This window comes from Chryseosolibacter indicum (assembly GCF_018598585.1).
Lineage (GTDB): Bacteria > Bacteroidota > Bacteroidia > Cytophagales > Cyclobacteriaceae > Chryseosolibacter > Chryseosolibacter indicus.
The window spans coordinates 1-19,529 of record NZ_JAHESD010000084.1 but is presented as its reverse complement, the minus strand read 5'-3'; the positions used below and the strand labels follow the sequence as shown (position 1 = coordinate 19,529).

At 42.3% G+C, this 19,529-nt stretch carries 4 protein-coding genes; all 4 read left to right on the top strand.

The genetic code is table 11. From position 1 onward, the window contains the following. Nucleotides 1-173: 173 nt before the first annotated feature. Complete coding sequence (locus KK060_RS22560) at nt 174-7,181, top strand: polymorphic toxin-type HINT domain-containing protein (protein WP_254157065.1); 7,008 nt, start codon at nt 174-176, stop codon at nt 7,179-7,181. 150 nt (nt 7,182-7,331) lie between these two features. After that, nucleotides 7,332-8,972, top strand: coding sequence for an OmpA family protein (locus KK060_RS22555; RefSeq protein WP_254157054.1), 1,641 nt, complete (start codon nt 7,332-7,334; stop codon nt 8,970-8,972). Nucleotides 8,973-8,981: 9 nt separating this feature from the next. Further along, a complete protein-coding gene (locus KK060_RS22550; protein ID WP_254157052.1) occupies nt 8,982-11,078 on the top strand; it encodes a fibronectin type III domain-containing protein in 2,097 nt (698 codons plus the stop codon). A 1,018-nt stretch (nt 11,079-12,096) separates the two neighbouring features. Next, a partial coding sequence (locus tag KK060_RS22545; protein WP_254157049.1) for an Ig-like domain-containing protein occupies nt 12,097-19,529 on the top strand: 7,433 nt, incomplete at its 3' end.

The following is a 19,529-nucleotide window of genomic DNA, read 5'->3' as shown; positions in this document are numbered from 1 at the left end:
TTCCTGAACAAAAGAATTTGTTCACCTCATCCGGTGTTGATACCCAACTTTGGGATTTGTTTATTAAGTCAGTAGGTAGTAAATCTAGGTTGCCCATCTATGTTTTTATTGTGGACTTGAGGCAGGTGCGTGTTTCATTTAAGGGTGATTCCAAGAAAGTAAATGTGAGTCAAATGCTGGATAATCTCAAACAGGTTAACAGTCCCACATCAGCAGAGGGTAAAGACTCTTATGTGAACTCGAATATGGGCGGATTAATAAATGATTTCGGGGATTTGTATGGAAAGCGCCCATCCATATTGAATGAGCAAGAGTTTAAGAAGGTAACACGGGACGTTAATAAAATGTTATTGAAACATGTCCCAGTAGGTGAGGCTATTTTATTAACACAGTTTATTTATTTCAAAGACAGCGGTGGTCTTTTGAACCCTGGAACGACCGAGAGTCAGGCTCCGAAAGTGTTGCTAACGAGTTTGACAAGTGTAAACGTAAAATCGAGTGGCGCGAAGTCAGAGGAATATAGACAAGCGTTTAACCAGATAGGATCATCGATACAGTATCGTGAGGTATTGCAGTCAGCCTATGGAAAGGATGTACAGGATGCACAGCAGATGGACTGGCCTTTGTACAAGGCTGTGCTTAAAGTTTTAACACAGTCAATTACGGCAGCGTATAGTATTAGCCGGGGTTTGAACGCAAGTTCTCCAGTACCTGCTACCTTGGCAAATGAAAATGGAGCATTTACTTTTCTTACGCCTTCAGGTACGCAGATAACATTACCAGGTACTATTGATCGTCCATATTTTTACCAGCGAATATTTGAATCTTCTGATGGAAAGAATACAATTATTCCACAAAATAGCAGCATCGTTGCCGGAACTTTAGCAGGATTTTATCAGGGGTCTAAACACTTTCGCGCATCCTTCGAAGGAGATGAATTTGTGGGCTATAAAGCCGGAAGCGTTCTTTTCGAGCCGATTGATTATATGAATACATCAATGATCATGGGGCTCGTTTGTATCGATGGTTTTAATTATGTAAAGTTCAAAGTTACTTCGGGACCAATTACAAGGCACCCCAATATGCCAATTCCAGTTGTGAGTGAGGCGGGATTTCCCTTCCGTCCCTTCTCATCAACAGCTCGCGTGGAACAAAGCGTAAAAGCAGACCATGCAGCATTAACACATAAGGCTCCTTCAGAAAAGGAGCGACTTGTAATAACAGGTATGTGTAATGCTGCTCCTGAAGTGATCCCATTGATAAAGCTTGGTCAGCTGGCCACCGTTTTTCCCAGCGCCTTCGATTCCTTCATTGGAAATAATATTACCGCCCTCACAATGTCCAAGCATTGGAGCGCATTTGTTGCAGCTATGCAATATGATGGGTATGGCTCTGGTACACTTCCTGAAAACAAGTGGATCCAACAGGTTAATGCCAGCCCGGAGTTGCAGCAACTCTTTAATAAGGATAAGTACATGTTCTTTGCTGCTACCGTGGAGCAGTTTCAAAAGCAGTTAGATGAATTGGCTATGCCGCCATCGTTAGTAGAGAATGGCTTCCTTACATTTCTCACTCCTGCAGGTACTAAAATTCCGCTTCCTCAAAGTGTTCGTGACCTGTCATTCCTTGAGACTGTCTCTGCCGATGGAGAGGACGACGTAGTTCCTGGAGCTTTGATGGGATTTAAAATAGACGGAGTAAGTTATCAGGCGCAACTACTGAATGGTACTTTTTTAGGTTATAGTTCCGGTACTAGATTCTATACCAACACTCAATCCACACCATCACACAATGTTATCCTAGGACTTCCAGCGAAGCTTCCTTCAGGATTGGTATTCCGCCTTGTTAAGTTTAATATCCCCGACGTTAAACAGCACGGCGCGGGCAGTGCCCCTGTAAAACCTGCTGAACAATATACATTTAAAAATACATCCATAGCGGAAGTTGTTTTTTCAGAAGCGCAACTAAAGGAACAATCTCTTGTAAAACCACTATTGACATATTCTCCTATCGAAACGCGAATTATTGAAAAATATGGTAAAAGATCAGAGTTCTTGCCTGCTTTCAAGGCAGCTCAACTGGGGGCCAAGTATCCTGGTTTACTTGAAGTGTACACGCAATTGTTCGACGCGTGGGAGCGTGCAACCATTCCAAGCATTCCTTATTGGGATGAGTTAGTTTACCGTTCAAAAGAGAATTCATCTGGTTCGCTTAATTACGTCGAGCTATGGAAAACTGATCCACATACTTTTTACAAAGAATTCATAAAAAGTTTTAAACGTGAGATTGTACGATGGACAAATTTTAAGAAACCAGAATTTCTAGCAAAAGTTGCAGAACCAGACTACTTAAAAAAGCTTGTCCATTGGGAAGTAAAATTGGCCCTTGACAAGTTTACTCCGGAAGATCGAAAAGCTTTAAGTGCAGAGCAACGAGCAAGGATATTGCACTTGCTTACTAGGGATATCCTGGTAGGGGGAACATACGAAGCGCCGGAGGCTTTACAATTACTGCCAATCCCCATTGAGTTCTCAATAAAGGGAAATGAAACAACGGCCCTCGATATCATTGAATCCACTCCATCGCAACAATGGAAGGACATGCTTGATAAACTTGTTGCGGTGGAAGAAACGGGTAAAAAAGCTGATCACAGATTATTGCTCCACGCGCTCGCGGAGGATTTTGATGGGCAGGAATTCGAGCGCTTCATTATGAATGTTGCCAGTTGGGTAGAGCAGACCGTTCCCAAGCCCGATGCCAATTATCATCTCAAAGCTATCGAAGAAGGAAAAGGCTTTCCACTTCACCCAGGACTCTGGGATGGAAGTGCTGTTTCCAAATCATTTAGTGATGATGGAAAAAAAGTACTGTTAAATACATCTGAAACAATTGTTACCGGGTTTCATTGGGTTCGTGGTGCTGATGGATTAGAGTATCGCCCGATTGAAGTTACAAAGCATTACAATGTTGTTGCCTCCCCCTATGAATATATTCTTGTACAGTTTAAGGAGACCTTTTATTTATCAGAGACAAAGAGATTTGAAAAGGGTGAGAGAAAGTTAATGCCGGCCATCTTCGGTTATATGATCTTTAACCGGATGAATGCAAAGCGGCTCCAACGTGCTGCAAAATTGGGGGTAGATATTGCGCTGGTGAGCGTTGGTGGCGTTGGCATGGTTGCGGAGTGGGGCACTCTTAATTTGCCTCGGCGAGCAAAGGCAGTATTCGATCTTGGTATAGGTGTAGGATCTATTATCGTTTATCAAAATGAACTTGATATTCGTCTAAAAGATACTGAGGACGGAAGAAGATTCCTGGAGCTTTGGAATATGATTCAGCTCTATTCCAATACCATGGATGCGATTGAGATCATCAGCAACCTTAATAAAGTAGCCAATAGCCTTATTGATCGTAACAAAAATCCTTCTTTGCTCGACGCTGATCGTCTTACCATACAGAAAATTGTTGATGAAATTAATGTTGAGTGCAGTCACCTTCCAATTCCCGGTGTACATCTACCTCCATCTAAATATGTTAAACTCGAAGCCCAGTTACAAAAGTTAACTTCCAAGGAGCGGGCTGCATTTGATGCGATGTTCGCTGGTAAAACTGGTCACCTTGAACGGTTTGAAGCTAAACCTGAACTTCTGAATGGATGGCTCATAGTGAAAGATGATCCATTTTTTACAGACTTTATCTTAAGTGGAGTAGCTGACCGAAATTTTGCAAGCCTGGACCAAATCACTACTTACCTTCAGAAGAATCCACACCTACGAGCATCATTATTAGCAGAATATGATGCACTGACTAAAGATGGTAAAGTAGCATGGACTCTTCGGTTAAATCAATTTGCTGATTTGCGTGCCATTGAAGAAAAATTGGCCACCCTGGATGCTAAATTACGACCTGCATTCCGTCAGCAGTATAGCGGCGAATACTTTGCCAGTGTAGTTAGTGCAGTTAATGAACGCCCTGCGTTCATCGATGCGTGGCAAATATTGCGTAGCAAAGACGCCCATTCTTCTAATTTGTTGATTAATGGTACCGCTGAAGATGTAAAGAGAAATTTTGAAGCAGTTGCCGATTACCTTCAATCAACGGGCAGAAGTGTCGATGATGTCATCAGTGAATTTAAAACCATTAATACATATGAACAACAAAAGGCATGGATTGCTAATCTAGCCACTATGGCGAGAAGTACCTTTGCAAGATTCGAAGGAAATACATTTCGTTGGCTGCAGGTGATGGAACAACAAAACTTGTTGGCAACAAAAAGTACGAAAGATGGCCTTGAGGTTATTTTCAAGACGAGTGGATATGCTGCCCCTATTGGGGAGGTGCGAACGAATGGCGCTGCAAAATTTCATATCTATCCCGCTACATCTGAATTTCGGAATTACACTGGCAAAGAATTGAAGTATGCACAGATGGACATAGATGTAACCCTTAATGGTACAGAGTTACAAAAGGCTGATGTTGGCATTGTTTGTAAGAACAATAAATGTTCAGTAGTTCCGGGTGCATGTTTTGTTAAAGGTACTTCTGTTCATACATCAACAGGACTAAAGCCTATTGAAAGTATTAAGGCAGGAGATTCTGTCTATGCATACAATGAGAAATCTAAAACCAGAACTCTTCAACCTGTAGCCAGAACGTTTACACGCGCGTTCAATAAATTAGTAAAAGTGTTTACTCGTAAAGACACACTCCTTACTACCTCTAATCACCCTTTCTTTGCCAATAATAACTGGGTGCCCGCGAAAGCGCTTAGGAAAGGATCGCAAATTCTCCTGTTATCCGGACTCCTCACGTCTGTAGACAGTGTGGCTATGGTTGATTCACTGGCAACAGTGTATAATTTTGAAGTTGCCGGGGATCATAATTATTATGTAGGTGTCAACGGGCTTTTGGTTCACAATGCTTCCGGAGGCTTATGCAGCATTTTGAGGGAAACCAAATACGAGACCCTAACACTGAAAGATGAAGTTGTTAAGAAGCTGGTTTTACTGGAGGAATCGCATCAGCGAAAGATCCTTGACTTCTTAGTCAAACACACGGATGATACCAATCTGGTACTAGATTATCCTTCACACATTGTTGCTATCGAAAATTTGTGGCCGGAGTTTAGTGATAAGAAAGCCCTTCGTACGTTGCTTGAGCAGATACCCCTTTCAAAGATTGATGAATTTGTGGCTGACACAAAATTGTTAAAGGGCCAGGCGGCACGATTGGCGGCGGATCCCTCGCAGATTAAACGCTATCTGAGGGGTACACACTGGAAACGCTTCAGGTTCCTGGAAATGGATGATGGCCTGACATTTGAAAAATTTATAGTGGAGATCGATCAAAAGTTCGTTTACCACGAATTTGGCGAATACATGCTCAAGTATGATCCGGATACCAAACGTGCTTTGCTTGTTAAGGTCGCCAACGATCCATCGATGGATGAGGTGATCGACTTCATGTTGGATGAGAATGGCTTCGTGGCAGGAAAGGGGATTGACGTAGTTGTGCAAAATCTGAAAACCATTTATGGGCTGCCGGGTGGTAAGACAGAAATTATGCTCGATGGACGAACCATTAAGCTCGATCCAAACAAGACTACCTTGCTACTGGGTCGCTATACGCCCAAGGTAGCTGGCCAGATGGGGACTAAAGAACTTTTCGAAGAACTCACCATGTTCAAGACGCGGAATTTCAGTCCACGTAAGGGCGGGGTGCAGATGTTAAACATTCCAGGCAATATCTCTAAGAAAGGAGATTGGTGGACAACCTTTAACGGTCCATATCTAAATGAGATGTTAAAGCATGATGTTAACATTTTTATGGTCACCGATCCAACGCAAGCGCAATTCCTGGTGTATAATAGTTCATTTACCACTTTTGGTAACGAAATGATTACTTTGGCAGAGTGGGGCAAGCTGGACTTTTACTTCGATCCTAATGACAACTACTACAAATTCGTAAAAAAGGGAACGAGCCCGTTCCATACAATTGATCTTGAAATTCTTACACGCAAGATTCCGCCGGACGATATAGCCGCGCTGCTCAATAATTTTCATGCAGTGTTTGGTGATACTCGCACCAGCTTTAGCTTCCTAAAAGGGATAACACCTGGAGCTCATAAAAAAATCATTGCTGTAGTCGAAGCTGGTGCAAACAGAACACATCTTCAGGATATACACAAAGTTGGTCTTAAGCTACAGGCAGCCGATGATAAAATTTCCATCACTGCTTCTTCTGGTACAATCGGTCAATTGTCTGCAACTAAGGTTGAAGTTAAAAAGTGGGTGCCTGGTGGAGTTGAACAAAGCAAGACGATTGGTGACTTTATTCTTCTTAAAACCCCAGATAATGAATTCGGTTTTGTTCTGGTAGAGTTTAACAAGCAGTTTAAGAAACTAAGCGATACTGATCGGACAACCTTCATTAATGATTTTAAGAATAGATCTCAGGAAGATATCAAAGCACTAGTTGGTGATCCAGACAAAGATTATCTTTTTGGTTGCTGGAAGTGGCTCATTCCTTCTCCCTTAAGAATTGATATGAAACACCTGGAGTTCAGCAATAATTTTTCCAGTACCTGGACGTGTAAGTATGAAGGAGGTGTAACGAAAGTGCTTAATAAAAAAGGTGAGCTTCTTGCAGAGATGACAGAAACTCACCTTAAGGGCAGAGGGGGCACCAAACCTCCTTCTGATTGGAATCCGATATTAAGTTACCATCCTCCCATGGCAAACCACATCTATGTTGTAAGCAAGGCTGGCGACTCTAAATATGATATTACTTATGAAACTGATATGATGGGTAGGGTGCATCGGGCAAAAGGTAATATGTTCGAGATTGAACGTGGTAGAAATGAAACGCAACAAGGTAATTCTGTAAGATTAAAAGATGGTATTTCAGGCACTGACCATGGAGGTCATATCTTTGCCAATACTACAAACGGGCCTGGTGAACAGATTAATTATGTTCCATGGAACGGTCTTTCAAATTCTGGCGGTGAATGGCGAGATATGGAAAAAGCAATAATGGAACTTATCAGGAAACACGGCAATTTGAAAACTGTAATAACATTTGAATATGGTAGTAACAGAAGACCGCTTAAAGCCAGGGTAGAGGCTTGGGCACCAAATGGTAAGCTTGTTTATAGTTCTCCTAATCCAATCCCTAATCCTTAATGAAGTAGTGTTTATGGAGTCTTCTCAAGATGGAGCAGTATTTAAAAAAAGGTAGGAAATGGGTTGTATTTACTTATCATACTAAGAAAGGGATGGGAAATGCAAAAAAATAGCAATAAAAACTGTCTAAGAAAATATTCCACTATTTGTATGTCGCCGTTATTTAAACCCGTCTTTACTTTTGCATTGTTCGTATTTATGCTGCATCAGAGGGTTGATGGCCAACCCCTAAAAAATACGTATGTTTATGCACCCACCTTTAATGCAGGGGCTAACAGAATGATCTTTCAAACCAATGCAAACAAATACAAGGTATGGCAACTGTATGAAAGCGCCTATGTCAAAGGTCAGTGGCAAAAGCCAATTCCTATTATTAATATCAATAACAATGGCAATACTCCACAAGCGTCGAACAACTTTCAATCAGACTTCATTGGAACACCTTGCCTAAGCTTGCACGGCGATACGCTATACTTCTCAGCAACTTTTAGCGGTGGACAAGGAGGGAAGGATTTATATTTTTCAGTGAGAGCAGATAGTACTTGGAGCAAACCTGTTAATCTTGGTAACCAGATAAACTCTGCTGCAGGTGAAGAGAGCCCTTCGATTACAGCAGACGGAAAAACAATATATTTCACCCGTCATTCATCTACCGGTAATAACAATAAAAATATATCCTGTTATAGGATTTTCTCTTCAACGAAAAATGAGCTTGGTGAATGGAGCAGACCTGTTGCGCTGCCCTCCAATATCAACCAGGGATGTGAAAAAGCACCTCGTATACTTGCAGACAATGTAACATTGGTCTTTTCTTCTTTGCGGGATGGAAGTGATAACTTTGATTTATATGTTAGTGTAAGATCAATGACGGAAGTATGGACGCAACCGAAACGAATTAGGGAGTTAAGTACAGAAAATTCAGATTACTATGTAAATGTTAATGAACCGGCCAAGCGGGTTTATTTCAATACAAGTTCAGGAAATTCGTATACATTAACTGAGTATTCAGGCATTCCCCCTTTGCTTGAACTTCAAAAGTTTTATATGCTTTCCTGCAGTCTTGTTGATTCAATTACAGGTGCGTTGTTAAAGGGAGAAATCAAATTAAGTGTTGAAAATGAAAATCACGAACTTATCAACCATTGGAGAGGAGTAACAGCATTTACAAGAAAAGTATACGGACACAATATGTTCAGGATAACAGCAGAAGCGGATGGATATGAACGGAGATCTTTTCTCATTGATCTGCAAAACAAAGAGGAATATGTAACGTTGCAGCTATCACTTCCTTCGCTACAGGCTGAAGATCCAGGATCACCTTTTGTTAAAAATTTTTCGCGCAAGTTTTTTGGAGATGAATTCGTGAAAGAAGCTCCTGATAGTCCGGTCACCCATGATACATTTCTTGCATCGAAAGGCCTAGACACAACTTTACAATCAAAATCAGAAGAGAATGAGATTAGATTTACCGAGAATATTTCATTTAACACAGGTGAATACCAGATCTCTCCGGAGATGACTGCGCGCCTAATGACGATGATTGATTTTGTTAAAAGGAATAAGAAGAAGGTTATAGAGATAGTAGGATCCGCAGATGATGTTGGATCAGAGGCATTTAATCTGCAATTGTCGAGCCTGCGCGCTGAGGCCGTAAAAAAATATCTTATAAAAATGGGTATTGATGAAAACAAAATAATTACCAAAGCCGTAGGAGAGATGCAGCCGGTTGCTCCGAATACATCAAGTGAAAATCGTGCTGCAAACAGGCGCGCCGTAGTGTCCGTTAAATAAAACATATTTATGACCCCATTCTTCCGTGTAATACTTTTAGTATTTAGCTTGATTTTTATATTCACAGTTTCATCCTATACGCAAGTGCTTCCGCAACCTCCCGCAGTGGCGGTAATGAGTAAGGCTGATAGTTCGTTTATAAAGCTACGATGGGCTGCAACCAATCCTGTGCTCTGGCAAAAGAGCAACAAATCAGGGTTTGTAGTTGAGAAGTTTTTGTTAGTTCGCAATAATAAGCTTCTGGGCAATCCGGTTAAGATCAACAGATACGAAATCAAGCTATGGCCACTTGAACGCTGGGAACCTCTGGCAAAACAGAAACGCACGGAGCGATGGGCTGCTATTGCCCTACAGGCCATTTATGGAAAGCATTTTAACGTTCAGTCTACTGGTTCCAGTCAGTTTTATACGGTAATGACAAGGGTGCAAGACCAGGAAATGCGCTACTCCTTTGCGTTAATGAGTGCAGATTATTCCTTTGAAGTAGCCCAGGCCATGGGTATAGGCCTGCAGGATAAGGATGTGAAAAAAGATGAAAAATATCTTTACAAAGTTTATTTCGCATCGACAGGTAACACGAAAACTGACACTGCTTATACCGTAGTAGGGCTTGAAGATTACATGCCACTTCCGGAGCCGCTTGAGGTCGGCGTACAATTTGGAAGCCGTGCTGCCACCATATCATGGAACACCGAGTATCATGAGCACATTTACACAGGGTATTATATTGAGCGCTCTGAAGATGGTATTCATTTTAAACAGCTTTCTGATATTCCTATTACAAGGCCTGTTAAAGAAAACCAAAGGAGTAGTGACAAAGTTATCTACAAGACGGACACATTGCCCGCAAATGGTGTAGTGTACCATTACCGCGTTGTTGGCCTCACGCCTTTTGGCGAGACAGGTCCACCTTCTAAGATTGTATCAGGCCAGGGTAAAGAAGCATTTACTGCCATGCCTGTCTTTGAGCGTCCGGTGATTCAGGGGAATAAGGTTTCTTTCCATTGGTATTTTTTTGATGAGCAGGATAAGTCACTTGTTAACATCAAGGGTTTTGATATTGAGCGGTCAATACTTTCCGAAGGCCCTTATCAACCAATTTACGCTAATAAGTTACTATCACCATCTGAGCGGGACGCAACAGATAGCTTGAAGGAAGGAACCCATTATTACAGGTTAAAGATTCTGGATAAGAATGAGAATGCGTTCTATTCTTTTGCCCAGCTTGTGCAAGCACCGGATTCCATTCCTCCGGCAATTCCTGCAAGCCTTACCGGAATTGCAGATACCTCAGGGACTGTCTCCTTACATTGGCAGAATGTAGTTGACAAAGATTTGCTGGGTTACAAGGTTTTCCGGTCTAACCATCAGCATGCAGAATACACATTGATTACCCCTTCACCCATACAGGATACGTTATATTCTGACCGCGTTGAGATAAAGACCCTTTCAGAAAAAGTTTATTACCGCGTGGTTGCCATTGATAAAAACTACAACCATTCCGAATACTCCACAGCGGTTGAAATTATCAAGCCCGACAGGATGGCACCTTCAGCACCCGTTCTCTCCCGTGCGCTTGCTGCCGGGAATACCGTTAGAATAGAATGGATAAACAGTAGTAGCAGTGATGTGGCTGAACATCATCTTTACCGGAAAGAAGAATCACAAACAAGCTGGGACCTTGTTGAGGTGGTGCCGATGACTGACCATGTTTCGGCTGCCATTGATGAAACAGTTAAATCAGGAAAAAATTATAGCTATACCATTCTTGCAGTAGATCGCAGTAAACTTGAATCGAGGCCCTCAAATGCAACTACTGTTAAAATTCCAAAAGAAGCAGTACGTCTTACGGGAATAAGATATGACTTTAAGAAGGAAACTGGGGAGTTAAAAATCACCTGGGACGGTCGGGAGGATGTAAAATATTATTGGATCTACCGATCAATCGATAATGAGTCGCTATCCTTATATAAGAAACACAACGCCGTAAACTTATTCATTGATAAAATTAGCAAACCTGGTTTGTACACCTATCGGATAAAGGTCTTTTTCAAGAATGACGAGCCTGCAATTTTTTCTGAACCGACTGTTGTAAGTGTAAAATAGTACTTGTACTCCTTCAGAGGGTAAAATGCGCTTGAACCCACGGACGCGTTTTGAACAGATACTTTGAGGTTTTTACCATGTACGCTCTGAGTTAACCCGGGATAAAAAGTTTGTATCACATTACATTCTATGGTCCGAATTGCTACAGAAAAAATGGACAAACCTTAGTAAGAAAGACTGGTAATATCGTTCGTATATACAATAGCACACATTGAGGTTTTGCTTGTAAATGACATGAGGGAACAGGAACCACTAGTGGGATGGATTTTTTATACATGAATTGAGGTAATGCAAATTTGGAAGACGATTGCAGCTTTCCATCTTGGAACTAAAGTGTTGATAACAGAGTTGCTTTACAACGTACATAAAATATGGAAGAATTATTTCAGCAGCGCTTGCTGCGGGAATTGCTTCAAATGTATCACTAGTGAAAAACGACGTGTTGTGATCTTGAATGAAGCTGTATGAATGCGAAGGTTTTTTAGTGATTCAGCGTAGTCTTGGTGCTGGATGCGGCATAGTTGATGCTGGTTTCTGGAGGTTGCTTCGGTAGCGCTTCGGTCAAGCTTCGATCGGGATTTGGCTGTTTGGGATGTGCTGCTTGATCCACAAGCATGTTTATCTACGCAGAACTCCACTTGCCATAAAAATCATCAGTTTGCCGTATTTCATCATGTAAGTTCAGTTCAAAAAAAATAATTAGCAAGTTGAATAACCTTTCAGCGTAAGTATTGGAGTAACAGGTGACCCACAGCAGGAGCAGTATTTGGTTTAAATATCATACGTATTTCTACTGATTTATTTTTTATCCACCTGCTTTGCACTTCATATTTTGTTCAATTAGTCAATTTTTATACAAATTGTCACTGATAACTACTAAAGTATGTTACCTGGCTGTTTAACGAAATAAACTACCATTTAAAGTAGAATTTTGTAATACCATTAAAAGTAAGTGATGGATTTTCTCCGCTCGTAAAGTCGTCCCTGCCTTTTAAAAGTCATTACCCCACTAGTCATTATGACAAGATTTCTACTTGTGCTCTTGTTAGCAGCATCGTTTTTCTCTTATTCGCAACCTGGTAAACTAGGTAATGCTACAATTATAGGAGCTAATACCATTGTCAATAAATATAGTACCGTAGTTTCCAATGCTTCTGCAGGATCTTCAACAATAACAGTTAATGATATCACGGCAGACCTTGGTGGACTTGCTATGGGTGATCTCATCATGATCTATCAGGTGCAGGGTGCCTCCATTCAGACGACGGATGATAATAACTATGGAGCAATACTTAATTATAACAATTCCGGGAATTACGAATACGCGTATGTTCTTTCTACCTCGGGCAATTCTATCGCTATAGCATGTAAATTAAAGAACTCATATTCTGTTGCAGGACGCTGCCAGGTAGTAAAGATCCCGCTATACAATAATCTGACAATCAATTCCGGGGCATCACTAACGGCAGCAAAATGGAATGGGACTACAGGAGGTATTCTTGCAGTTCACGTGAGTGGTACACTTACAAATAACGGAACGATAAGCGCGGCATACGTTGGTTTCAGGGGAGGTAGACGGGATAATCTGGCGGGCACTGCCGGTGCTACTATGGTAACGTTATACCGTTCACCCATGGCGGTAAACGGAGGTGAAAAGGGGGAAAGTATAGCAGGGGGACAAAGTGATTACGACGCGGCAGGTATGGGCGGTCGTTATGGAAGAGGTGCTCCTGCTAATGGTGGAGGCGGTGGTAATAGTCACAATGCAGCAGGTGGCGGAGGAGCGAACGGAAACAATGGTCTACCCTGGACAGGTGCGGGCGTAATGGATCCAAACCCTGCTTATATTGCAGCATGGCAGTTCGATCCTGACTTTGTAGCTAATGGTAATGCACTTACAAATTCTTCTGGTGGTGGTCGTGGTGGGTATACATATGGAGCAAATGATCAGAATGCTTTCCTTATTCCACTAAGTGACACGCGTTGGGGCGGTGATAATCGTAATCCTGTTGGAGGTCGAGGGGGAAGACCGCTAAACGCCGAGGTGGAGAAAAGAATATTTTTTGGTGGTGGTGGCGGTGCAGGGGATGGTAATAACAATGCTTCCAATGACGGAGGTGATGGCGGTGGAATTGTGTATATCATTGCGAATACCATTAATGGTACGGGTGTTATAACGGCCCAGGGACAAAATGGCTTTAATACATTAGCTGGACACAACGACGCCCCTGGTGGGGGAGGCGGTGGTGGTTCTATCGTTGTAAAGGCAATCAATTTTACAGGGCAAACGCTTAATGCCAATGGTGGATCCGGCGGCAATCAGTTGATCACGGGTAATGAGTCTGAGGGCTGTGGAGGCGGAGGTGGAGGTGGATTTATTGCAGTGCCTACATCTGTTGCAGGCGTGTGTGGTATTACGAATGCATATACTTACATCTATGGAACGAACGGTGTTTCAAGTTCTTCATCCATAACTGAATTTCCTCCCAATGGTGGCACGTGGGGTGCAGTCGGGCAAAATGATGTTCCTGTTTCACCTTATTTTATGGCATACACCCTTACCTGTTTAATTGATGATGATGTTGATGCCATTGACGATCCCAGTATAGATATTGATGACGACAACGATGGTATTGTTGACCGTCTTGAGAGTTTTAATAATATTGATCCATCGGCAGATCATGATAATGATCTTGCACCTAACTATGCAGATCCAAGCTTCGCTCCCTATCGGGATATTAACTGTGATGGAATCAATGATTACTTTGATTTTGATCTCGATGGTATACCCGATTTTATCGATCTTGATTCCGATAATGATGGGATAACAGATTGCATAGAAGCTGGAGGTACTGATGCTGATAGAGATGGTATAATTGATGGTTTTGTAGATGCTAATGCAGATGGACTATCTGATCAGATCGGTGCAGGACTCGTGCCTTCAGATATGGACGGCGATGGACGTTACTCTTTCCGTGATCAGGACTCCGACGGTGATGGCATCACTGATTGTGTCGAGGCAGGAGGGACAGATGCAAACAACGACGGCGTTATTGATGGGTTTACAGACACCGATAGGGACGGACTTGCCAACTCGGTTGATCCTACAACAAATCGTCTTGCACTTACGGCTTCCAATAGTTCGGGTAGTACTCCTTTATCCATCCCGGATACCGATGGGGACAGCAAAAAGAATTACCTGGATATAGATAGTGACAACGATGGGGTTTCAGACAATGTTGAAGGACAGACAACTGCGGCCTACGCAGCTCCTCTAAACATTGATTCGGATGGGGACGGAATTGCTAATTCATATGATGGAAACAACGGAGGTACACCTATTTCTCCTGTTAATACCGATGGAACTGATCAACCAGATTACCTGGATATCGATTCCGATAATGACAATGTTGCTGACGCCATAGAGGCAAATGATCACGACAGTGACGGTAACCCTTCACCTGTGCTTCCGGTTTCTGGTGACGCCGATGGTGATGGACTATTGGATGGATACGATCTTGTTAATGGTCCTGATTGTATGGCCACCGGTATGAATGGAACCGGATCATCGTCCATACTTCAAAATACAGATGGTGATGCACAACGGGATTGGCGTGATGCAGATGATGACGGAGACTGTATGCTAACAGGATCAACTGGTGTAAGTGGCGAAAACACAAACAGTAATTCCTCCTGGGCGGATGATTTTGGTCAGGGCGGCGCTCCCAAGCCTAATTACCTGTATGCAAATAATAGTATTAGGGTTACAAATGAGGATCGTTGTGGAAGTGGAAGTGTTACTTTGAATGCTTCTGCTGCAAATCCTGGAACCTTTCGTTGGTATACTGCCTTAACAGGGGGAACATTGGTGCAGACGAATACTTCAACTACGTCAGGTAGTTATACATCTCCAACGTTAACAACTTCAACGACATATTACGTTGAATTTGATAACGGTGTATGTGTAACATCAAGAAAGCCAGTAATAGCTTCTATCGTAGACGGATTAAATCCACCATCTACCGTATCCGCCTCAAGATGTAATTTTGGAACAGTAACCCTGTCGGCTTCCTATGGCACCTTGGGTACTTTTACATGGTACGATGCCGTATCCGGGGGAAATTTATTACAAACTACAACAGCGTCTCTTACCAGTAACTTTACAACACCTTCCGTTTCTTCAACCACAACGTATTACGTTCAATTCGACAATGGGTCATGTGCTACCCAACGTGTTGCTGCAACAGCCACCATTCAGAATCCCCCTGTAATAACAGTAACGGATGGATATACCTGTGGCAACACCTCTGCAACGCTTGCTGCATCTTCATCAGTTACTGGAACGTTTAATTGGTATAGTACTTCTTCCGGAGGAAGTATATTATTTACAGAGTCTGAAGTGTTGACAAGTAACTATATAACTCCTTATCTTTCTTCCAATACAACTTATTACGTTGAGTTCATATCCGCGTCTTGCAACAGTGTTCGTACGCCCGTAACGGCTCACGTTTCATCCTCCGTAACAGCTCCTGCTGTAACAAATAATACGATTTGTAGTACCGGTAGTACAACACTTTCCGCTACATCTGGTACGTCAGGTACTTTTCGTTGGTACACCGTTTCATTGGGTGGTACACCGGTAAAGACAGAAAGCGGAACATCTTCTACTTACCTCACGCAGGTCATTTCGTCTGACACCCGGTATTATGTTGAATTTAATAACGGCACATGTACAAGCATACGCGTACCAGTCTCTGCTTATGTTGTTGCAAATTCAGTAAGCGCTACAGGAGCAAGCCGTTGTGGTACTGGTTCAGTTACCCTTGCTGCCAACTCGTCTGTAAGTGGAACCTTCAATTGGTATAGTGCTGCACTGGGGGGTGTCCCTCTATTTACCAGCGCGTCGGGTGTTAAAGCTTCTAATTATGTAACTCCCAACCTATCATCAACAACAACTTATTACGTTGACTTTACATCTTCTTCACCTGCATGTGCTACAACATCTCCAAGAGTAGCTGTTACTGCTACTATTGGTGCTTCTGTAACACTGTCAGTTACGAATGCTACCTCCTGTACTCCGGGAACTGTAACATTAAATGCCTCAACAGGTGGATCAGGTACTTTCAGGTGGTACTCTGCATCTAATGGAGGAACATTGCTGCAAACGACTTCTTCAGCTACATCATCAAACTATACAACACCTTATATTACAAATACTACAGATTACTATGTGGAATTTGATAACGGCGTATGTACTGTTTCGCCGCGCAGGCTAGTTCGTGCTTCTATTATCTCGACGACAGAACTAATCGGTACAGATGATACGCGTTGTGGTAATGGATCTGTATCGCTATTGGTTTTGTCCGCGACTTCAGGGACGTTCAATTGGTATACAGCATCTTCGGGAGGTTCACCGGTATCTACATCATCATCCAACCAGACCTCACATACTTTTTCTACGCCATCATTAAGTACAACGACAACTTATTATGTTGAGCTTACATCTGGGTCATGTGTTAGTTCCCGTATCCCTGTTGTTGCCAATATTCTCCCTGCTGTTACCGCTCCAACCGCTATCAACGGGTCAAAGTGTGGGACAGGATCGGTTACACTTGCAGCCTCCAGTTCCGTTACAGGTATAATAAGATGGTATAGCGCAGCTAGCGGAGGAACACTCCTTCAAACAGATGATAATACAAATCTTTCAACTTTTGTTACGCCAAGCATATCTGCTACAACGAATTATTATGCTGAATTTAGTAACGGGGGTTATTGTACAAGTGCCCGTACATTAGTAAAAGCTACTGTAAATACAGGAACAGCGCCTGCACCACCTACTGCTAGCGACATGTCACGTTGCGGCAATGGTACTGTTGTTCTAACTGCTACCAGCTCAGGCAGCGGAATATTCCGTTGGTACTCTGCCGCCAGTGGCGGAACGCTATTACAGACAACCCTTAATGCAACAACGTCAAACTTTACAACACCGGTAATTTCGGCTACCACTGGCTACTATGTTGAATTTGATAACGGTACTTGTGTATCCAGCAGCAGAAGATTGGTTAAGGCGATCGTTAATGCATTACCTAATGCCCCTACAGCAAATGACGCCATGCGTTGTGATAACGGAACTGTCGATTTATCTGCATCATCTTCAACGGTTGGCACATTCCGCTGGTATGGTCAGGCTGCAGGTGGCATTGTACTATTTACAGCGTCAGGTGTATTGTCTTCAACATATACCACACCGGTATTGGGTACTTCAAAATTATATTATGTTGAATTTGATAATGGCACCTGTACAAGCGCACGTACTTCTGTTATGGCTACTGTTAATTCGACGCCAGCGTCTCCTTCGGTAACAAACGGATCACGATGCGGAACAGGAACTTTAGTGTTATCCGCCACATCATCAAGTAATGGAACATTTCGTTGGTACAATGCCCCAACTAATGGAACCCTTCTGGCTACAAATATATCTACGGCCTCATCTTCATTCACCACACCTTCAATATCTTCAACAACAACCTATTACGTTGAATTTGACAATGGAACTTGTACCAGTACAAGATCTTCGGTTACTGCGTCCATTATGGCATCTCCAGTTGCTCCAACCGGTGAAAATGGATTCAGGTGTAACCCCGGGACAATAGTACTAAGTGCATCATCCGCATCTACAGGAACTTTTAGATGGTATACATCGGCTACGGGAGGCGCATTACTTGAAACCGATGCTGCAACAAGTACATCTTCTTTTACTACGCCGACATTGAATAATACCGTTACATATTACGTCGAATTTGATAATGGGGTATGTGCAAGTGTAAGAACACCAGTTTACGCATCTGTTCCTGCACCAGATATAACATTAATATCTTCAACGTCATCAGGCTCCAGTGGTATCATTACTATATCCGCCTCTGTTTCTCCCGGAACATTGGAATACTCCCTTAACGGAACAACCTATCAATCGTCAAATGTCTTTTCTGGCTTAGCTAATGGAACATACACGGTTTATGTTCGTGAAGCATCCTCATTATGTACAGCTACACATGCTAATGTTATCGTTAAAAGTAATGTACCTCCAACTGTTTTAAATAAAACCACTACCGTTAATGAAGACGTTGTGTTGACAGGTGATCTTACAGATTCCGGAGATTCAGATCCTGATGGAACCTCGCTTGTGGTGAATACAGTACCCATTGTAAGTCCAGCGCATGGATTTATTACTATTTATCCAGATGGAACATATACTTACACTCCTGTTGCAAATTATTTTGGTTCTGATGCAGTAATATTTGAAGTTTGTGATAGTGGTACGCCATTACCTGTTCAATGCGTAACAAGAACTCTAACAATTACAGTCAATGCTGTTAATGATCCGGCTGTCGCCGTTAATGATGATAACACTAGCCTTGAGGATGTTCCGGTTACTTTTAATATTACAGATAATGATACTGACGTGGAGGGTACCGTTGATGCATCTACTGTTGACCTTAATTCGACACTGACTGGGATCCAAAATACTTTCACTGACGCACAGGGAATTTGGAGCGTTACTTCAACAGGAACCCTAACCTATTCTCCTACTGCAAACTTTAATGGTGTAGCGCTTATTACGTATACTGTGAGGGATAACAGTGGTGCCACTTCGAGCCCAGGAAATATTACTGTTATTGTTACTCCTGTAAATGATGAACCAAGTTTTGTAAAAGGAGCCAATCAAACAGTAAATGAGGATGCAGGTTCTCGTACCGTTACCGGTTGGGCTTCTTCAATTAATAAAGGTACAACCAATGAAAGTACGCAGACGTTGATATTTACGGTTACTAATGACAATACTGCAATATTCTCAGTACAACCTTCTATTTACGCTCCTACAGGAACGCTTACTTACACCTTGGCCGCGAATGCTTTTGGGATGGCAACAGTTACTGTAGTTTTAAAGGATGATGGAGGAACAGCGAATGGAGGGGATGATACTTTTACAACGCAGACATTTACCATTTCTGTGAATCCTGTTAATGATGAGCCTTCCTTTACCAAAGGAAGCGATCAGACAGTAAATGAAGACGCTGGAGCACAAACTGTGTCAAGTTGGGCTACTTCCCTTTCTAAAGGTCCTGCCAATGAAAGTACACAGATGCTGACATTTACATTGATCAATAATAATAATGCCTTATTTTCAGTACAGCCTGCTATTAGTTCTTCAGGCGTGCTTACATACACTCCTGCGACCAACGCCTCAGGTGTTGCAACAGTATCTGTAGTATTGAAGGATGATGGAGGAACTGCAAATGGTGGAGATGACACATATGCTACTCAAACATTTACTATTACAGTCACACCAGTTAACGATGCACCAGTAGCAGTTAATGACAGCAAGACTACCAATGAAGATGTAGCTACCACCTTAAATGTTACTACCAATGACACTGATGTCGATGGTAC